Origin of the sequence: Shewanella sp. c952 (genome assembly GCF_019654975.1) — a bacterium.
In the GTDB taxonomy this organism is placed as follows: domain Bacteria; phylum Pseudomonadota; class Gammaproteobacteria; order Enterobacterales; family Shewanellaceae; genus Shewanella.
In genome coordinates, this window is sequence record NZ_BPEW01000013.1 from 22,151 (window position 1) to 41,361 (window position 19,211).

Annotated in this window: 14 protein-coding genes; 8 read left to right on the forward strand and 6 right to left on the reverse strand. The window is 43.9% G+C overall.

The window, feature by feature from the left end; all coding sequences use genetic code 11:
• The first annotated feature begins 131 nt into the window (after window positions 1-131).
• Window positions 132-1,301 carry an efflux RND transporter periplasmic adaptor subunit gene (locus tag K5R16_RS10745; RefSeq protein ID WP_220737562.1) on the forward strand — a complete coding sequence of 390 codons (1,170 nt, stop codon included), beginning with the start codon at window positions 132-134 and terminating at the stop codon, window positions 1,299-1,301.
• Entirely contained in the window at window positions 1,301-4,441 is a 3,141-nt protein-coding gene (locus K5R16_RS10750) for an efflux RND transporter permease subunit (protein WP_220737563.1), read from the forward strand. The genes K5R16_RS10745 and K5R16_RS10750 overlap by 1 nt, the downstream gene beginning before the upstream one ends.
• A 34-nt stretch (window positions 4,442-4,475) precedes the next feature.
• Here K5R16_RS10750 and K5R16_RS10755 read toward each other — a convergent pair whose 3' ends face one another.
• A complete protein-coding gene (locus tag K5R16_RS10755; protein ID WP_220737564.1) occupies window positions 4,476-4,874 on the reverse strand; it encodes a DUF1353 domain-containing protein in 399 nt (132 codons plus the stop codon).
• Window positions 4,875-4,995: 121 nt separating this feature from the next.
• Window positions 4,996-5,889, reverse strand: a complete 894-nt coding sequence (locus tag K5R16_RS10760) for a DNA ligase (protein WP_220737565.1) — start codon at window positions 5,887-5,889, stop codon at window positions 4,996-4,998.
• Window positions 5,890-6,173: 284 nt separating this feature from the next.
• Between K5R16_RS10760 and K5R16_RS10765 the strand changes: the two genes are divergently transcribed.
• Both K5R16_RS10765 and K5R16_RS10770 read left to right on the forward strand, forming a co-directional pair.
• Window positions 6,174-6,545: a diacylglycerol kinase gene (locus K5R16_RS10765; protein ID WP_220737566.1), complete on the forward strand. Its 372-nt coding sequence runs from the start codon at window positions 6,174-6,176 to the stop codon at window positions 6,543-6,545.
• 389 nt (window positions 6,546-6,934) lie between these two features.
• Window positions 6,935-7,807 (forward strand): hypothetical protein, encoded by an 873-nt coding sequence (locus K5R16_RS10770; RefSeq protein ID WP_374758395.1) that lies wholly within the window; start codon window positions 6,935-6,937, stop codon window positions 7,805-7,807.
• A gap of 137 nt (window positions 7,808-7,944) precedes the next feature.
• Here K5R16_RS10770 and K5R16_RS10775 read toward each other — a convergent pair whose 3' ends face one another.
• On the reverse strand, window positions 7,945-9,543 hold the full coding sequence (locus K5R16_RS10775; RefSeq protein WP_220737567.1) for a M28 family metallopeptidase: 1,599 nt from the start codon (window positions 9,541-9,543) through the stop codon (window positions 7,945-7,947).
• 192 nt (window positions 9,544-9,735) lie between these two features.
• Between K5R16_RS10775 and K5R16_RS10780 the strand changes: the two genes are divergently transcribed.
• Window positions 9,736-10,758 carry a GGDEF domain-containing protein gene (locus tag K5R16_RS10780; protein WP_220737568.1) on the forward strand — a complete coding sequence of 341 codons (1,023 nt, stop codon included), beginning with the start codon at window positions 9,736-9,738 and terminating at the stop codon, window positions 10,756-10,758.
• Window positions 10,759-10,858: 100 nt separating this feature from the next.
• On the opposite strand, the gene K5R16_RS10785 is transcribed toward K5R16_RS10780, so the two are convergent.
• From K5R16_RS10785 to pdsO, 3 genes are all read right to left on the reverse strand, one after another.
• The gene (locus K5R16_RS10785) at window positions 10,859-11,476 is read right to left on the reverse strand and encodes a class GN sortase (protein ID WP_308440812.1); all 618 of its coding nucleotides are present in this window, start codon (window positions 11,474-11,476) and stop codon (window positions 10,859-10,861) included.
• Between the two features lie 53 nt (window positions 11,477-11,529).
• Window positions 11,530-13,662 (reverse strand): marine proteobacterial sortase target protein, encoded by a 2,133-nt coding sequence (locus tag K5R16_RS10790; RefSeq protein ID WP_220737570.1) that lies wholly within the window; start codon window positions 13,660-13,662, stop codon window positions 11,530-11,532.
• Between the two features lie 68 nt (window positions 13,663-13,730).
• Window positions 13,731-14,480, reverse strand: coding sequence for a sortase-associated OmpA-like protein PdsO (gene pdsO, locus K5R16_RS10795; protein WP_220737571.1), 750 nt, complete (start codon window positions 14,478-14,480; stop codon window positions 13,731-13,733).
• 247 nt (window positions 14,481-14,727) lie between these two features.
• On the opposite strand from pdsO, the gene pdsR reads away from it, so the two are divergent.
• From pdsR to K5R16_RS10810, 3 genes are all read left to right on the forward strand, one after another.
• A complete protein-coding gene (gene pdsR / locus K5R16_RS10800) occupies window positions 14,728-15,420 on the forward strand; it encodes a proteobacterial dedicated sortase system response regulator (RefSeq protein WP_220737572.1) in 693 nt (230 codons plus the stop codon).
• Window positions 15,420-17,606 carry a proteobacterial dedicated sortase system histidine kinase gene (gene pdsS / locus K5R16_RS10805; protein WP_220737573.1) on the forward strand — a complete coding sequence of 729 codons (2,187 nt, stop codon included), beginning with the start codon at window positions 15,420-15,422 and terminating at the stop codon, window positions 17,604-17,606. Before pdsR ends, pdsS begins: the two co-directional genes overlap by 1 nt.
• A 92-nt stretch (window positions 17,607-17,698) precedes the next feature.
• The gene (locus K5R16_RS10810) at window positions 17,699-18,877 is read left to right on the forward strand and encodes a cystathionine beta-lyase (RefSeq protein WP_220737574.1); all 1,179 of its coding nucleotides are present in this window, start codon (window positions 17,699-17,701) and stop codon (window positions 18,875-18,877) included.
• Window positions 18,878-19,211: the final 334 nt, after the last annotated feature.

Below are 19,211 nucleotides of genomic sequence, written 5' to 3' on the forward strand. Positions count from 1 at the left end.
TAGATTAAGCTGCAGAATCGACAGCTATCATCAATTGACATTCCATTCACACACTTTTGGTTAGTTTAGCCACCATGCAATGAAATAGCTCCATTCACCACTCATTACGCCATATCAATTTAGGGTAACCAATGACTGCTACAAACAATAAAAACAAACTTGAACAGCTTTTCTCTTCAAAGCAATTTAATCAATACCTGCCGGTGTGCTTAATATTAATCGCTGTTTTGGTTGCTTATGTTTTACAAGTTACTGCCCCAAGTGCAGCGGTTAAACCTGAAAGTGAACAGATAATTAATGTCAATGTTATTGATGTCGAACCTCAGCCATTCACTCCGACTTATCGGGCTTATGGCAGAGTAATAGTCAAAAATAAACTCACATTAACAGCCCAAGTTGAAGGCAGGCTTGATCACCTAGCACAAAATGTTATTGAAGGTGGTGTGATCGAAATCGGTGATCATGTTTTTCAACAAGATAGCAGTGAATTATCAGCCTTAGTAGCCCAACGCCAAGCAGAGGTAAAAATTGCCACCGCTCAGCTTTCTTTAGAATTAGGCCAGCAACGTATTGCAGAAAAAGACTATCAGATGATGCAAAAAGACTTTAACGAAGCCGAATGGCAATTAGACTTAGCGCTATTGCTACGAAAACCACAGCTTATTCAAGCCAAAGCTCAGCTCAACATTGCCCACAGTGCACTAAAAATTGCCAACCGAGATCTCAATCAAAGTCAGTGGCACAGTGACAAACATTATATCGTTGAGTCAAAACAAGTCTCCACAGGCGATTACTTAACTAAGGGCAATGAGATAGCGAGGCTTATTGATACAGATGAATTAAGGGTTCCTATCTACCTTCCTAGAGAGCTTGCGGCTAAAACTCATATTGGTCAGTCAGTCTCTCTCTATCAACCAGAAACACAGCTGAGAGTAACAGCTAAAATCAGCCATATATTGCCTATGCTTGAGGAAAAAGTGCAGTTGCAGAAGGTGTTTGCTGAGTATCGTCCTGCGGCAGATGAATCTAACCGACTGATCATAGGCGACTTTGTAGAAGCAACATTACAATATACGCCGATACCAAATACCTTAAGCGTACCGCTTGCAGCCATAGACAATAACCAACTTTGGCTGGTGACAGCTAACAGTACACTTAAGGCGCTGCCAGTTACCGTTATAGAGCAAGATGATACTCATGCAGTTATAATCAATAGCCTCAGCAAGAGCGAGCAAATCATTAGCAACAAAATTCACCTGCCACAGCCTAACTTAACGGTTAACATTGTGGAGGTTCTCTAATGGATAAGCAGAGCACCTCTAACCCTTTTGCAACAAACGGCAACCTAAGCTCTCGACTCCATCAGTTTATTGCTTGGATGATTGATAACCCAGTCGCAGTTAATCTATTAACCATTGCCATTCTTGCATTTGGGATCTACCGATATGGCGATATTACGCAAGAAACTTCGCCTTCGTTTAAGGTTGATGAAATAGAGATTAGCGCCAGTTTCCCTGGGGCAACGCCTAGAGAGATTGAGCAGAGTATCGTGCAACCTATCGAGCATAGCCTAACTGAAAACACTCAGATTGATCGACTCTCAGCTGTGGCCAAGGAGGGAGAGGCCAGAATTCAATTAACACTCAACGAGGGTGTCGATGCAAACAGTCTAATTGCAGAGGTGAAAAACGACTTAGACGCTATCAATAGCTTCCCAGCCAGTATGGAACCGTTGCAAATATCTTTAGTTGAGGAACTGGAACCACTGGTAGAGTATGGGATCTATGGCAGCCTTTCTGAGATTGAGTTGCGTCAACAAGGGATCGCTCTGAAAACAGCTCTACTAGAGCAATTTGATATCGCAAAAATAGCGTTAAAGGGCGTTAGAGAAGCTGAGGTAATCATTGAAATAAGCCAAGATAAACTGGCTCAATACCAACTCAACCTTGCGCAAATAAATCAAAAAATTGCCGCGGAAGTTAGCGATGTATCAGCAGGCAGTATCACCACCAATGCTGGTGATATTTTGATCCGCACCTTGGGCCGTAAAGAGCAATTAAGTCAATTTAAACAGATTGTTGTTAAATCCACAATTGATGGCGCCGAGGTAAAACTAGGTCAAATTGCTGATGTCAGTTTCGGTTATGCTCAGCAACAAGCTCCTTTTCTTGTCAATAATGAGCAGGCAGTCATGCTTGTTGTTTACCAAAGTAAACACGCAAAGCCAATAGCACTAAGCGCAGACATACAAAGTTTCATCGATGAGTATCAACAAACGCTGCCGAAACATAGCAAAATTGTCGTCCTTGACGATCAAGCAGAGTCATTTAAAACCCGCATAGACCTGCTATTAAACAATGGTCTAATGGGTATGATATTAGTCATTATCGCCCTGTCTCTCTTTCTTGATTTACGCCTAGCATTCTGGGTTTGCATGGGGATCCCCATCGCTATCATTGGCTCACTGGCTTTTATGCCTAGCCTCAATATTCCGTTAAATATGGTCACCTTATTTGCGTTCATCATTACCTTGGGCATATTAGTCGATGACGCAGTCATTGTGGCGGAGAATATCTACCAGAAGCGACAGCAAGGACTCGAGATGAACGCTGCACTCAAGCAAGGTGCTACCGAGATGTGTTTACCCGTTTGCTTCTCGGTTGCCACTAATATTATTGCTTTTTTACCACTGCTGTTTGTTCCTGGAGAGTTAGGGGTAATGTACCAGCCTATGACCCTACTCATATTCGCCATTTTCATCGTTTCACTTATCGAAGCCTTGTTTATTCTTCCATATCATCTGAGAAAGCTAAACAAACCACATAAATTCAACCAGCTAGCTAGAATTCAACAAAAAAGTTTCGCCGCGTTTGAACGCCTTAGAGATCATCATTTTAAATCGTTGCTGCGGGCAAGCCTGCGCCAACCCGTTACCGTATTGGCTATTTTTATGTCAGCTGCCATTGTCATTTTCAGCTGGGTTAATTCAGGTCGAGTCGATACCGGCTTTGTCCCTAAAGTAGAATCGCAGCGGATTGATGCTGAAGTCGAGTTTCCAGCTGGTTCACCGCTAGCAGACAAGCAACGCACTATGGCACTGATCCAAGCCGCTGGCCTTCGGGCTTTTGATAAGTTAGCTGCGCCAAATAGCTATAAGCATATTATGGTTTCAATTGGAACCAGTTCTGCAGCCACTACTTTTCAAATCGTTGAGGATAGTCAACGAAACTATAGCGCCAGAGAATTTGTCGATATATGGCGTAAAGAAATAGGTCAACTTGCTGGGGTGAAGTCACTATTTTTTGACTTCGAAGTCGGCCCAGGCGGTGGCAAAGAGCTCTCCATCGAATTAGCATCTACTGACGGAAATGCCTTAAACCAAGCTACATTTGAACTAATGTCGCAACTGAAAAATATAGCAGGGGTCGCTGATATCGATAGTGGATTGGTTGACGCGCAACGTGAATATACACTGAGTATAAATGCCCGTGGCACTATGCTGGGGTTTGATAGTGAGAGTTTAGGCGCATTGGTACGTAATAGTTTTTATGGCAATGAAGTTAAACGGCAGATCTTAAACAGTGAAGAGCTTAAAATAAGAGTCATGCGCCAACGCAATGAACAGTATAAAGCCAGCCAACTCGGTGAACTCCTTATCGTATCACCAACAGGTGAGCAGGTTTTACTTAAGCAGGTAGCGGATATTATCCCTTCTCTCTCAGCTACACAGATAGAAAGAGTCGACGGAGTAGAGCAAGTTGAAGTGGGTGCGAGCTTTATTAGAAGTATCGCCAATGTTGCACTAATCAATGCTCAAATATCCGATTCCATACTACCGCAGCTAGAACAAAAGTATCCTAGTGTCAGTATTGAACTCGCCGGCAGCACTCGTACTGAAAGAAAAGTTAACTCACAGCTTTTGACTGGCATTATTTTAGCACTCTTTATTGTGTTTTCGTTTTTGGCTATCTACTTTAAGAATGTCATCGACGCGGTGCTAATTATGAGCGTGATCCCACTGTGTCTTGCTGCTGCGATGCTCGGACATATTCTATTAGCCCAGAGTTTTAGTGTTATGAGCTTGTTTGGCATGATAGCCCTATCAGGTCTCGTCATTAACGGCTCATTTGTACTACTACTAGAGGTTAAACAGCAGTTACGTCAAGGCTTCGACATTGAATCAGCGGTGATGAATGCAAGCTTAGGTCGCTTTAGGCCTGTCGTTATTACCGCTATGACAACGACACTGGGGTTAGCACCAATGCTATTTGAAACTTCCACTCAGGCTTTATACCTCATTCCAATGGTGATTAGTCTTAGCTTTGGTACTTTTTTCTCTATGGCTACCATTTTAGTATTTGCTCCTGCTGTATTTCTACTGAGCGAGCGCTGGCATAGGCAAGTGCCTAAGAAAAGCATATTAATACCGCTTTCAGCATAGAAGGGACAAAATAACTGCGCCCTATTCCACTAGGTTAAGGCGCAGTAAGCAAGTCAGGTTTAGCTGATTTTTCCCCACCTATTCTTACGCCTTGGTAGACATACCAAGCACGAAAGGCTGACATACCATCTTGCAAACAAACCTCTCTTAAAATTTCATCGGCACGCTCTCTCGCTGATTGCGGCAGTACTTCCTCACGCATTAACTGATATAGCGCGTCATGAATGAGTGAACCTTGCATAAAATTCTTACTGTCAATTGCTGGGCTACTGGGGCCATCCCAAGCATAGCCGGGCTTTATGGTGAGTAGACCGCTCTCATCTATCTCAATAAAACGGTTTGCTACGGGTTCATCAACTGATAATCCCGTGGCATAGGTCAGTACTGAGTGCAGGTTATATTTGTACTTTCTTCGCCGTTTATAGTTAATCAATTTATCTCCAAACACATCGGTAAGCCAAAAAAGAATTGCGTTATCCTACAGTTATACCCTACGTAATTGGAATTATTCTGCTTCCATATTGAAATAACATCAACAAACTTTGGCCCTTCCCCTAGATGGGATCACGCACGCGCAGGAAGCTAGCGAACCTTGGTGTCCCTTTCTGGGTTTTACCAAAGAATTTATAAGTGATCACACTGCCTATTTGAGGAGGATTGCGCCGTTCGCTATCAGTAAAACCGGTGCCAATACGAAACTGAACGCCTTGCTCATTTTCCACTAGCAGTGCCCCCATCATGCCAGTGTATTTACCTTTTCCCTGTTTATGGGCAAGTACTGTTGCTTCAGCATCATAGAAGGGTTTTAACTTAACGATATCGTGACTGCGGCCAACTCGGTAAAATGCACCTTTTCTGTGTAACATCAACCCTTCACCATTGTTTTCAACAATAGCGGCTAGTTGGTTATCTAACGCTGATTTATCGTTAACTGAAAACTGTGGGATCACCTCAATGTAGCGACTGATATTAGCTAATTCAGCTAACGCCTTCTTATACCGGGTGACAAAGGGGCTACTTTCGCCAGGTAGGTCGAATACCATAAATCGAACTTGTCGCCATTGGGCATCGCTAGCATGGTGTTTTCGAACAATTGCTGAAACCTGCTCAAACTTGTTGCTACTTATCCAGAGTTCGCCATCAATAGGATAAGCAGGAAACCCTTTAGTAAACCACTTGGGCAAGTTAATCCTCCGCCCCGAACGAGAAAACATAATACTGCCGTTCCAATAGCCCCTTACGCCATCGAGTTTTTCACTGACTAAATAGTCATCTAACTGAATCGAACTCTCAGCTTGAAATTCGGTAGCAAGTTGCAAGGAGGGCTTAGATATTTCGCTAGCATTTAATTCAACAGATATAGAGGCAAAGCTGATGAACAGTAAAAACGGCCAACTGAAAAACCATAAATGGTCCCTCTTTGAACTTCGTTTACTAATTTTTGTCATATATGGCTCCAAGATAGTGACGATAAATAGTGAAAGACTATTGTTCGTTTTGAAGCCTAGTTCTGAGCTTGAAGTTCGCCATCAACTAAATGACTGACTTATTGAAATAATGCCCTTAGTCATTTGTAGTTGAACCACTAAGTAACGAAAGCGTGATATGTAATAAGATTGTTGTTTAACTTGCCTTCAATTGACTACATATTTAGTAATATTACGATTATACTAGGTCGCTATTTTGGGGAAGAACCGCAGTAAAACAATAATCAATTATAAGATGGGAATATATGAAACCTGCTAATAACCACGGTATTAAACGCGTCATTAGAGCGACTGGCTTTTCAATGCAAGGGCTTAAGCTTGCTTGGAAACATGAAGCTGCATTCAGACAAGAGCTAATTCTTGCTGCGATTATGTTACCCATTGCCTTACTTGTGGATGTCACCACGGTTGAACGTATTCTGTTAATCTTGGGGCTTTTTGTTGTCCTTATTGTCGAGTTACTAAATTCTGCTATTGAAGCTGTTGTCGATCGGATCAGTGATGAAATTCACCCTCTTAGCGGCCAAGCTAAGGATATTGCATCCGCAGCGGTATTTATGAGCCTATTCTTTTGCGGCTTAACATGGTTACTTATACTGTTACCTAAATTTATTTAATCTAAGTAGCGCACAAACATCCTATTACCGCCTCATCTGAACTTGTCGCTCTGATCCATAGATGACGACAAGTTCCGATGCTCAGTGAGCGTTTATGCTCATATAAGCATATTCACTACACTTCAAACATTTAGAATAATAACTCGCTTTGCTATCCTTTTGGAGCTAGCACAACTCTCTTATCTATACCGCTGGATCAACTACAAATCCCATCAAAAGCAGCGAAAAATACAGTTTGTATGCATTAGATCAAACAATTCAGACATTTTTTGAAACATATCGTTCACATTTCCACATATACTGTTATGCTGTTTTCGATGTCCATAGACTGTTGACTCGATTCAACAGCTACAAAATAAAAATTATAAGAGATTGCGGAGTTACTTTTAATGTTTAAAAGTTCCACATTTATCACTGCCACGTTATTGGCCCTGATGACTAGCTATAGCGCCTATGCCACGAATGATACTATCATTCGTGTCGGTGGCTTTTACGCTAATACAGATTCAACTATAGATGTAAACGACCCTCTGCTTGGTAATGATTTCTCATTAGACTTCGAGCAAGACTTAAAGCTTGAAGACTCTCAGTTTTTGCCTTTCTTTGAATTTATTCACCGCTTTAACGATAGACATAATATTTATATCGATTGGAAACAGCTACATCGCAGCGCCCTTAATCAATCTGTTGAAAAGCCATTCCAGTTTACTTGGGACGACACGACTTATGATGTCAAAGCAGGTGTTGCGCTTGATACTACCCTCAACATCGATATTGCTCGCATTGGTTACGGCTATGATATTTTTCAAGGTGATCATTATGAGGTCGGTCTGTCAGTAGGCCTGCATGCCATGTTTATCAAAACAGCATTCAAAGGCGATATTGGCATCTGTGAAGTCGAAATTGAAACACGCTGCCCTGACACCATTACCATTCCTAAAGTTGTTGATGAGAAGCTAACTGCACCCTTACCCGATATCGGAGTATATGGCAGTTATGAGCTTTATCCAGGCTTTATGTTTAGCGGCCATGCACAATACTTTTATATCAAACTAGATGATTTAAAAGGTGGTTTAGTTGATATTAGATTAGGTGTTCAGGCCGCAATTACTGAAAACTGGCATATGACAGCTGCGTTTAATTACTATGAAGTTGATGTTGAATACACTACCAACATCAAAGATACTGATATAAAGCTTGCTGACTTTAGTATGTACTACAGTTTTACAGGTCCGATGCTATCGGTAAGCTACCAATTCTAAGCGTTGGAAGTGCAGCATTAGGTTTAATTTAAAACTCATTACTTATGTTAAAGAACTAAATTTAAGTACTTCATCAACGTTTCGAATTGAATAAAAAAGACACCTAAGGGTGTCTTTTTTAATGTCAGCTATATGACTTAGCGTCCATCTTGCGCTCGACGGTTTTTAAAATCTGACTCTTCTAACCATTTAGGCCAATCTTCATTATTTGCCAACGTAGCCAAAATGTCAGAGATAAGGCTGATATCCTGCTTTACCCCTCCTAAACTCCAGCTTGGATCATAATCGTCAGCTTCTTTGTGATATTTATGGGCAATATAGTCTGGGTCAGTATCGCCCAAACTCATGAATAACAGTCCAGGCACGCCCTCTTGTGCTAAAGCGAAGTGATCAGAGCGAAACATAAGGCCATTTTGCGGCAATGGATCACCTTTGACATAACGTTGCTGGTACTTAGCAGCATTATTAAGGTAATACTCCATCTCCGATACGCCCTCTCCATAACGCAATATGTAATCAACACTGTCGTTAACGTTCATACCGTCGATATTTAAAAAGGAAACAATCTGTTTAGTTGGTATCGGTGGTTGCTTAGCGAAATGCTGGGCGCCAATTAGCCCCGTTTCTTCAGCCGTAAATGAGGTGAACAGAATAGAACGTTTAAATGGCTTTTGTTTAGCACGCAAACTAAACATACGCGCAAGTTCTAGCACTCCAGCGACACCGCTAGCATTATCGACTGCACCATTGTATATGTGCTTCACGCCTTTCTCGTCAACTCGTGTTCCAAGATGATCCCAATGTGCGTGCATCACCACCATTTCATCGGCTCTGTCACTGCCTGGTAGTAACGCCATAATATTGTAAGATTCTGCGCGTTCGATACTGTTGTTAATCTCTAAGGTTGCCGATGTTTTTAGTGATACAGGCTTAAAGCTAGACTTAGCCGCCTTTAGCTTTTGCTTTTCATAATCAAGACCCGCAGCAGCGAAAACCTGCTTAGCGTTTTCATGCTGGATCCAACCCATCACGCCCACTTGATTTTGATTGTTATTGTCATCAACTAAAGTAAATTTGCTACCTGTATTAGAATTTTGCACCACGCCCCAGCCATAAGCTGCTGGCGCAGTTTCGTGCACAATAAAAACCGCCTTTGCTCCCTGCCTTGCGGCCTCTTCGTATTTGTAGGTCCAACGGCCATAATAAGTCATGGCGTTACCTTTAAACACCGTAGGATCTTGTGTCGTAAATCCAGGATCATTCACCAACACAATAACGGTCTTACCCTTTACATCAACCCCTTGGTAATCATTCCAGTTATATTCTGGCGCGTTAATACCGTAACCAACAAATACAACTTCGCTGTTCTCAAGTTTAACGTTATTGCTAATTCTTTGGGTTCGGGCAGTAAACTCGCTGCCGTTAGTCAAATTTAATGCGCCAATCTTAAGCAACATATTTTGATCGGCTGTGACTTTAGCTAGCGGCACTGGCTGTAGGTACTTATCGCCAAAACCTGGCTTAAGTCCAATCTTCTTAAATTCAGCCTCTATATAGTCCAAGGTCAGTGCTTCGCCTGCTGACAAAGGCGCACGCCCACCATATTCATCACTAGCCAAGGTTTTTACATGGCTACGATACTTTTCAAGATCAATGCTGATATCGCTTTTATCTGAGTGAGCAAATGCGGGTAAGGCTAATGCCAACAACACGCTTGCGAGTATTAGTTTATTCACTGCTTGTCCTTTATTGTTATTATTTCGTTCTTTATAGTATTTATTCGACAACTTTGTCACTGATTTTCATTAAACAGATGTATTCACAAAGGCAAATCATAATAGAATGGCGTAGTGAAATGTACAATGATGCCACCACTCATTTGCATAAAAATTACAAAGTGGCTCAATTGATAAAACCAAGGCTGATAAATGTCGAATGAAGTGCTCAGGGAAGCTGCCGCTAAATTGAAAAAAGCGGTGCCTTTAATGCTAAAACACCAGATACCAACCACTCCTACCAATTATGCTTTATGGTATGCCTATGTGGGTCAAAGCAGCCCAGAGCTTAATAAACAGTTGGATGAAGTGGTGAACCAGTACAGTACTTGCCCCCCCAGCCAGGGCGAGCGACTCTACCAAGAGTATCTGTCAGATCCCATTGAGTTAGACGTAATTGAACTGCGACAAAATCTTGATGCTATGGTGACTGACCTATCCCAGTCTTTAAAAGATACCAATGTTGATGCTAACCAATTTCAAAGCAAAATAAACAACAACGTTGAGCGCTTAAACAAGATTGAGAATGAAGGCTTCTCCATTGACGAAGTATTGTCACTGGTAAAAAGTCTCGCCGGCGATGCTACCGATATAAAAAACAGCACATTACATTTTACCGAACAGCTCGCTCATGCGCAGTCAGAGATTAACCAGCTAAAAATACAACTGAAAAAATCTGAACATGACATGCATTATGATGCGTTAACCGGTGCATTAAACCGCAGAGCATTTAATAAAGATATCAAAGGGCTAGCAGAACAAAATCCACAAGGTCTTTGTTTAATCATCACCGATATTGATCACTTTAAGCTGTTTAACGATACCTATGGCCACCAGCTTGGTGACCAAGTATTAAAAGCCGTTGCCAGAAGACTCGGTGAGAGCTGTCATGAGGGCTGTAAACTGTATCGTTTTGGCGGTGAGGAGTTTGCATTACTGTTGCCAAAGAGCCAATTGGGTAGAGCGAGGCAACTTGCAGAATCGATGCGACGTAGCCTTGAAAAACTGGTATTAAAAGATAAACGTAAAGATCAGCGAGTCGACAATATCAGAGCATCATTTGGCGTGGCGCAATACCAAGATAAAGACAGCGATTCAACATTAATAGAGCGTGCCGACAAGCAACTGTACGAAGCAAAAAGATTGGGCCGTAACCGAGTAATGCCAATCACCTAACCCACAATATAAAAGTAAAGAGCTGTTAGAGCGCTATCTAACTGTTGCAAGATCAATAATGGCAGAACAGTAACGCGGCACTGTTCTTGCCCTATTTTTATTAAATCGCTTCTATTTTGTCTATCGGTACTGCAGTGACAATATATCGTAGCGCCCCGCCCGCAACGGCACTATTAAACGGGTAACAGGTCACCAAAGTTAACTGCTTGTCACCAACATCACTCATCACCGAAGTATCACTTTCATGCACTACTTGCGTGTTAACCACTTTATATAGCATCTCCAGCCCTTGAGCGTTTTGCAGCGTTAATAGTTGGCCAACTTTCACTCCTTTTAATAGTGAAAAATGGGTGTCTCTGTGGCCTGCAATTACAGTGTTCCCCGGACCATTGACCGCGGCAGACGACAATACTTGCGCTGGCCCAAACGCTAAGTTTCGACCCGAAGCCCCGGCCAATACATATAAACTGCTGGCATCATTAACTTTGCCCTCTTTCTCAACATTGATAAATTGAAGCTTGGCTACAGGATGGGTATCCGCCCATGACCAAGGCTTGTGCTGCTGCTGATCATCTAAAGTTTTCTGCCACGCCTGTTGTATTAAAAATTGTGCAAAATATGCCTTAGCCTGCATATACCCTCCTTGAACCACAAAAGACAATCCAACAATGAACAATAAGGCCGAAAATAGTAGGTGAATGCGCCGATGAGCAAACAACCTCGTACTCTTTCCTTCGGCAGAAGCCGCTCCGTTTATTAAGCAAAGAGGGTTCATAGTGCTGCCCGGTTATCTCTGCGGCCAACGCGACCAAATGAGCCCCAATACAGTAGTGATAATAGCAATAACATGCCGCCAAAAATCAGCATGGCATAGCTACTAGTCGCAGTTTGCGGTAAACGCTGCCAACCTTTAGGCGTATGCGGTAACACCCGGCCATTAACAGATTTATCTCCAATAGGCCTAGCAGGAGTTTTATCTATCGCTACCAAGCTGGTGTATGCACTCATCACATGATAATTGAGTGAAATGGCGGTGACTTGCTTCTCAATACGGTCACGATTTGCAGGCTCTTTCGATAACTCCAGCGCAGCAATCTGTTTTCTGGCCCATATAAGATCTAAGCCTTTAGCTTCAGCGCTATTTTCAACCGCTAGCGATTGCTGCCAATACTGTCCAGCTAGTTGTCCGCTCACTACCAGTTCTTTGTCGGTAAAGCTTGGCAGTTTCATCGCCACCATTATTGGCTCATGGGCATAAAGATCTGGAATACTCGCAGGCCAGTAATCAGGAACACTGCCATCGGCAAAGTGAACCTCGACGTCGGTTACTGTGGGCTTTTCTAGCTTATCTAGCATCGCTACCATTTTAGTTTTAACTTCAGATTGCTTACCAATATAGGTATAGGTACCGCGGCCAAGTTCAGCAGCCCTTTGCATAAAGTGCGCGTTAGGTGCGGCGCCAATGCCAATGGTAAATAGCCTACTTTGTTGCAGTTGATTACGTATTTGAGCAAATAGCTGTGGCTCATTACCTACCGCACCATCGGTGATAAATAGCACCTGACGTAACCGCTCACTAGTCGCATCCTGCTGAGACAGCGCTTTATCGAGAGCCAGTGACATTTCAGTGCCACCGTTTGCTTGCAAGCGCTGCACATAAGCTTGCGCTCTGCCTATGTTTATCGCACTGGCGTTTAATGGTGTGTCCGACAATGCATAAACGTTGGAATTAAATTGCAAAATATTAAAACTGTCCTGCGCTGACAGACCAGCTAATGCGTAAATGATGGATGATTTTGCCTGCTCAATGGCTTCTCCAGACATAGAACCTGAGGTGTCAATCACCAAAATAAGCTCTCTTGGTGCAACTGCTGATAAACGCATTTTGTCTTGTGGTGGCAACAACATCACTAATGAGTATTGCGGCTGAGCGGCACTGTTTTCCTCAAGGTTTTCTTGTACGTGGGTTTTACCTTGTTGGCTAAAAATAGCTGCCTTCGGCGCACTGCCAACAATCGGTCGCCAATTGAGGACGAAGTCACTATTAGCCTTTGCAGCTGTTAACAGGATCTGCGCTTGAGTATCCTCCTTACTGCTAACCTCTATCTGATGATAAGGACTGCTTATTTCGCCAATAGGCATGCCAGCATCGAGCATCACCTCAATGTCGACTAAATTAACGCGCTTGGTTGCAGAACCTTGCTGGTAACCCAAAGTAGAGGCTACATAACTATTAACCTCTGTAGCCATATCAGACAGCGCTGACTTTTCACCACCAGGCTTGTATCGCGGGGCGACCACCATTGGGAATCGCAAGCTAAACTCACCTTTATCATAGTGCACCAGCTCTTGATAACTAAGCTCAACAATAAGGGTTTCGCCGGGGGCCAAATTGGCCACTTCGGCACTAAATATATTGGGCCTTTTCTGTTGCAGTAAACTCGCTTTTTTACCCTGTTTCTTCGCTTCATTAAATAGCGCTTTGGCTTTTGCTTTCGGTTTTATCTCCCCCTCTATGACCCGCTCACCGATAAACATTCTCAGGCCGTCAACCGCCACTTCATTCGGCAGCGGAAACACATATTCGCCATTAACCCAGACAAGTTGCTCATTACTAAATTCATGACGCAGTGAAACTCTATTCACCCAGCCTGAAACGTGCATACTCACAGTGGTTTTCATCGGCAAAGACAAACTTGCCTTGCCAGCGGCATCGTAAGTAATCAAACTGCCTTGCTCTATGGCATTAACCATTTCAACTCGACTCTCTACACTTTTAGTTGCTGATGCTGGCACTGCGGCGGTTGCACTGGTATACATCGGCAAGAACGCTGTGCTCAACAGCAGCAAAGCGTTATAGCAATGCCGAACGAAACCTTTGGCTGCATCTTGTTGGCTAACCATCTTTATCTCCTTATAAACACCTTGCAGCCTGATAGCTACAAGGTTGAGTCTTATCTGCTATCGATGGATTAATGAGCTGGATTTGCAGCAAGTGCGCTATCGTGAGATTGAAGTTTTAAGGTCACGCGGCGATCAAAGAAGTCATTTTCAAAATTTTGCTCTGCCGTTAGCGGCGAGCTTGCACCATAAGCCTGATAGTTTAATCGCTCACTAGCAACGCCCTGCTCTACTAAGTAACTAGTCACTTCAGCTACCCGTTGCTCAGATAATGCTTGGTTGTAATCGCCATTGCCGCGTCTGTCGGCGTAACCGGTCAAGTCCAACGTTAACTCAGGAGAGAGCGACATCGCATAGGCCACATCGTCAAGCTGCTGCTGAAAGTGAGGCTCAATGGTCGATGATCCCGTTTTAAACTGAACGTTTAAGCCAAGTGCGAGCTCTGTGAGCTTCTGCTCTTGCGCCATTTTCAGACTGTTTAGTTGCTGCTGTGCATCTTCATACTGACTAGACAATGCTATGAGAGACTGATTTTCTTCATTCAGAGACGCTAGCTGCTCCTGTTTACTTTCCAGCATCACCTGCTGCGTTTTAATCTCATCATCATCGCCAACAGATTTACCTAATAAGCTACCTGCAAATGCCCCAATGATAGCGCCAACAGGGCCACCAACGACGGCACCAACCACAATGCCTGAGCTTAAACCAATTAACTCTTCATTGTGGCTACGTTCGGTGTTCTCCACATTTTCAGCAGCGCTCACATTTGAAGAAAGAGTGATAGATGCGATAACCAGTGACGCGATAAGATGCTTTTTCATAATATTTCCCTTTATGTACTCATTTAAATTAAGTCTCAGCTTGAGCCTTAGATTCAGTTGCCGAAGTGCGGCGTCATTTCAATAACGCTATTAAACCTCAGCCAAATGGCTGTAAAAGGGAGCAAACGTGGCAATTTAAATATCAAATGTGGCAACAAAATGGCAATCGCTGTCAGCGCCTTTAAACACAGGTAAAATCCTGTATAGTCACAATCAATTACCGAGATAACGCTAAAATTAGTCAGCCATGAAACGAATCGCGATAGTAGAAGATGAAGCCGCCATTAGAGAAAATTACAAAGACGTTTTGCAGCAGCAAGGTTATAGCGTGCAGGCTTATGCAAATCGACCGGAGGCGATGCGCGCTTTCAATACTCGTTTGCCGGATCTAGCGATTATCGATATCGGTTTAGAAAATGAGATCGACGGCGGTTTTACGCTGTGTCAATCACTTAGAGCTATGTCCAGCACCCTACCCATCATCTTTTTAACCGCCAGAGACAGTGATTTTGATACGGTTTGTGGCCTGCGTTTAGGTGCCGATGACTACCTGAGTAAAGAGGTGAGTTTCCCCCACCTTATTGCTCGATTAGCAGCGTTATTTAGACGCTCAGAGCTCAAAGATGCCAGCAGCGATAACAGTCCGTTAATTGACCATGGATTACTTTCTATTGATATTAATCGGATGCAGGTTTACTGGAACAAACATCATATCGAACTGACCGTGACGGAGTTTTGGATGGTGCACGCACTCGCCAGGCGCCCTGGACACGTGCGTCAGCGCCAAGAACTGATGCAAGAGGCGAAGATATTCGTTGATGACTCGACTATTACCTCCCACGTTAAGCGGATCAGGAAGAAGTTTCTCGCCCAAGATCCACAGTTTGATTGTATTGATACCGTTTACGGCATGGGCTACCGCTGGGATGCTCAGAGTTAATGTTTAATCTTCCAATTGGCCTACGCGCAAAAGTCGCTGTTTTATCGCTGTTTTTACTCTGCCTGCCTTGGCTTGGGTATCAATATGTGTGGGAGATGGAAAAGTACCTCAGGCTGGGGCAAGAAAAAACCCTCGAAGGCACCACCCAAGCATTAGCGACGGCGCTGCACGAACGACCAAGATTATTCGATAGCCAAGCCAGCTTTTTAACCCAAGTTGAGCAAGGTCGTGACCTTTATGCTTATCCTCTTGCGGGCCCCATTCAACTCGATGGCAAGTTAGGCGACTGGCAGCCCTACCGCCATCGTGCGCTGCACTATGGTGAAGATTATCAGATCTATAAACGCGACCAAGCAGCCGCTCTAGCTATCGACTTTACCCACATGGTGGGAAAATACGCCGGTTACCTGTACGGCTTTTTTGAGGTCACCGATCCACAAGTGATCTACCGCGGCAAAAACAGCTTAAGCATCGATCGTAACGACCATATCGCTATTGCAACACTGGCGCCCGACGGCCAGTTTCGCCGCTATATCGTCGCCACCACAAAAGACGGTTGGATAAGTGCTTTTGAACTGCCTGAAGATCCAGCGCTCACCACTCCGGTTACCCCCGAAGTAAAAATCCAAGGTAAATGGCTGAAAACCGCTAAAGGCTATAATGTCGAGCTGCGGATCCCGCTCAGCATGGTGGGCAGCAAACTGGGTTTTGCCATCTACGATGTCAACGATCAGAACGCCCGACAGTTAGATGCCATTGTCGGCACATCGGCGATTGATGATGTTAACAAGCTCGGAACGGTACTGGTGCCATCACCAGAAATCGAAAGTATTATCAAAGGCATGGCTCACAATAGTTCGCGCATTTGGGTAGTCGATAAACATGGTCGTGTACTGGCAAAATCGGGAGATATACGATCCGATAATAGCGTGTGGGCGCGTTCTACCATTGAAAAAGAGGGCAAAAGCAGTTGGGATAGATTTAAGCAGCAATACCTGCACCCGCTCTACTATAAAATACTAACCACGCCGCCAAAAGATTTTGTCGACTCCTTACAAGACTCCACGGTGTTGCAAGGGAGTCATATCAGTAAAGCATTGCAGGGCAAACAAGGCTCGACCTGGCGACTGACTCCCGACAGTAAAGCCGTCGTGTTGGCCGCAGCTAGCCCAATTTGGATCGACGATAAAGTGATGGGGGTGGTGATTGCAGAAGAGACCACACACGGGATCCGTACGCTACGCAATAAAGCTTTAGAGAAACTGTTTAATGTGATCCTTACCATCATGAGTATGGGCACATTAGCGCTATTCTTTTTTGCCTCTAATATCTCCAGCAGAATACGTAAACTACGTGATGAAGCTGAAGAAGCGATTGATAACCAAGGACGAATTAAAAAGTCGATCCAAGGCTCAAAAGTGCGCGATGAAATTGGCGATCTCTCCCGCAGCTTTGCCAGTATTGTAAGTCGACTCGGGCAATACACTCATTACTTAGAGAACATGTCGTCGCGCCTGTCCCATGAACTGCGCACTCCAGTCGCTGTAGTGCGCTCTTCACTGGAGCACTTAAGCCTGCAAACCCTTAACCCTGATAGTCGCAAATATGTTGACCGGGCACAGGAAGGCGTTAACCGTCTGAATATGATCCTCAGCAATATGAGCGAAGCCACTCGTCTAGAAGAGAGCCTAACCCATGCAGAAAAATCGCTGTTTCCGTTAGATAAAGTGGTGAGTGGCTGTATGCAAGGCTACCAGATGACCTACCCAAATCAGCGGTTCAATACCGATATTGAGCCGCAAACAATCCTGGTTGAAGGTGTACCTGAGTATATAGCCCAACTGATGGATAAGCTGATTGCTAACGCACTGGAGTTTAGCCACCCAGACAGTGCGATAGAGGTGAGTTTAGTCGTGCAAAGCAAATCAGCGCTGTTGACCGTAGCCAACTATGGCACACCGTTACCGGATAATATGTCAGAGCAAATATTTGAATCTATGGTTTCTGTGCGAGCTCAAAAGGCGCAAGATAAACCGCACTTGGGGCTCGGGCTTTATATCGCTCGGCTAATTAGTCTGTTTCATAAAGGCAAAATTAGTGCACAGAACAGAGTCAATGATCAAGGTGCTGTTTCTGGCGTTGAAATTGTCATCCAGCTGCCTATTAGTAAAGAAAAGTCCGTTTAAGACAACCTTGAATATATTGACGCTTCACTTTAGCCGTTTAGATGTTAAGATGGCTAAAACCAAAAGATGCCTAATTGTGGAATAATAGCCCTATGAAAAAAGAAACGCAGATAATTAGTCTTGGCCGTGATAAAAAATGGACTCAAGGAGTGATCAATCCACCGGTTTACCGGGCATCCACCATGGTGTTCGATACCATGGAAGATCTGCGTTTTGCTGCAAAAAACAAAGCCAATGGCGAGATGTTTTATGGTCGTCGTGGCGGCCCTACTCACTTTGCCTTTCAAGCCGCTATTGCTGAACTAGAAGGCGGTGTAGGCACTGCACTTTACCCATCTGGTAGCGCGGCTATTAGCAACAGCTTACTGTCATTTTTAAAAGCTGGCGATCATCTATTAATGGTCGACAGCGCCTATGAGCCTACTCGTGACCTGTGTAATAAGTTACTGGCTGGATACGGCATCGAAACCACCTATTACGACCCAATGGTTGGTGAAGGTATACGTGAATTGATTCGCCCCAACACTAAGGTGCTGTTTTTAGAATCTCCAGGCTCTATCACCATGGAAATTCAAGATGTGCCAACATTAAGCCGTATCGCCCATGAACATGATGTTGTTGTGATGCTAGATAATACTTGGGCGTCGCCAATCAATTCACGTCCGTTTGAAATGGGCGTCGATATCTCGATTCAAGCCGCAACTAAGTACATTGTCGGCCACTCAGACGTCATGATGGGCACCGCTACCGCCAATGAGAAACATTGGCAACAGCTTCGAGAAAATAGCTATCTGCTAGGTCAGTGCACCTCACCAGACGATGTTTACCTTGCCAGCCGAGGGCTGCGTACACTGGGTATTCGTTTAGCCCAGCACGAACAAAACGCCCTAAAAGTCGCTAACTGGCTCGATAGCCGCCCAGAGGTTGATCATCTCCGTCACCCAGCCTTTGAAACTTGTCCTGGGCATGAATTCTTTAAGCGCGACTTTAGTGCATCGAATGGCTTGTTCTCGTTTGTACTAAAACAAGGCGATCAAAAAGCGGTCACCGCTTTTGTGGAAAACATGCAGCACTTTAAAATGGGCTTCTCTTGGGGTGGTTTTGAAAGTCTAATCTTAGGCGTGTTCGGCATTGATAAGCTGCGCACCGCCACTAAATGGGATAGCAGCAAGCCGCTGATCAGACTGCATATTGGCCTTGAAAACGTCGACGATCTGATTGCTGATCTTGATGCCGCCTTTGATCGCTTTAACGCAGAACTAAGTAAGTAGCTATTGTCTTGTAGATTATTCGCTAGCGTATAAAGCCAGTCATATAAAAATCCGAGCTTAGGGTCTGTTGATCTTTCGAGCTTAGTTTTTGTTCGATTATTTACCGTAAGGAATAATGCTTCTAGTGCAAGGCTTGAGCGCTTCTAGTCATAAAAGAATAGAAGCAATGAAACGAATCCAAAGGACAGCATTTCTTGGCCATTTTTTCTGCGTTAAAGGCTATTTGTGGAGAATGACTACACTACATAGTCTCTGCCTTGCCAAAATGGCCAATAAATTGCTGCAAAAACAACCATGAAAGATCAACAGCCCCTAGTAATAGGCTCGGATTTTT

Excerpts from the sequence above, each read along its gene's own strand:
- K5R16_RS10745 (WP_220737562.1), top strand. The coding sequence starts at position 132 with ATGACTGCTACAAACAATAAAAACAAACTTGAACAGCTTTTCTCTTCA.
- K5R16_RS10750 (WP_220737563.1), top strand. The coding sequence starts at position 1,301 with ATGGATAAGCAGAGCACCTCTAACCCTTTTGCAACAAACGGCAACCTA.
- K5R16_RS10760 (WP_220737565.1), bottom strand. The coding sequence starts at position 5,889 with ATGACAAAAATTAGTAAACGAAGTTCAAAGAGGGACCATTTATGGTTT.
- K5R16_RS10765 (WP_220737566.1), top strand. The coding sequence starts at position 6,174 with ATGAAACCTGCTAATAACCACGGTATTAAACGCGTCATTAGAGCGACT.
- K5R16_RS10770 (WP_374758395.1), top strand. The coding sequence starts at position 6,935 with ATGTTTAAAAGTTCCACATTTATCACTGCCACGTTATTGGCCCTGATG.
- K5R16_RS10780 (WP_220737568.1), top strand. The coding sequence starts at position 9,736 with ATGTCGAATGAAGTGCTCAGGGAAGCTGCCGCTAAATTGAAAAAAGCG.
- K5R16_RS10790 (WP_220737570.1), bottom strand. The coding sequence starts at position 13,662 with ATGGTTAGCCAACAAGATGCAGCCAAAGGTTTCGTTCGGCATTGCTAT.
- pdsO (WP_220737571.1), bottom strand. The coding sequence starts at position 14,480 with ATGAAAAAGCATCTTATCGCGTCACTGGTTATCGCATCTATCACTCTT.
- pdsR (WP_220737572.1), top strand. The coding sequence starts at position 14,728 with ATGAAACGAATCGCGATAGTAGAAGATGAAGCCGCCATTAGAGAAAAT.
- pdsS (WP_220737573.1), top strand. The coding sequence starts at position 15,420 with ATGTTTAATCTTCCAATTGGCCTACGCGCAAAAGTCGCTGTTTTATCG.
- K5R16_RS10810 (WP_220737574.1), top strand. The coding sequence starts at position 17,699 with ATGAAAAAAGAAACGCAGATAATTAGTCTTGGCCGTGATAAAAAATGG.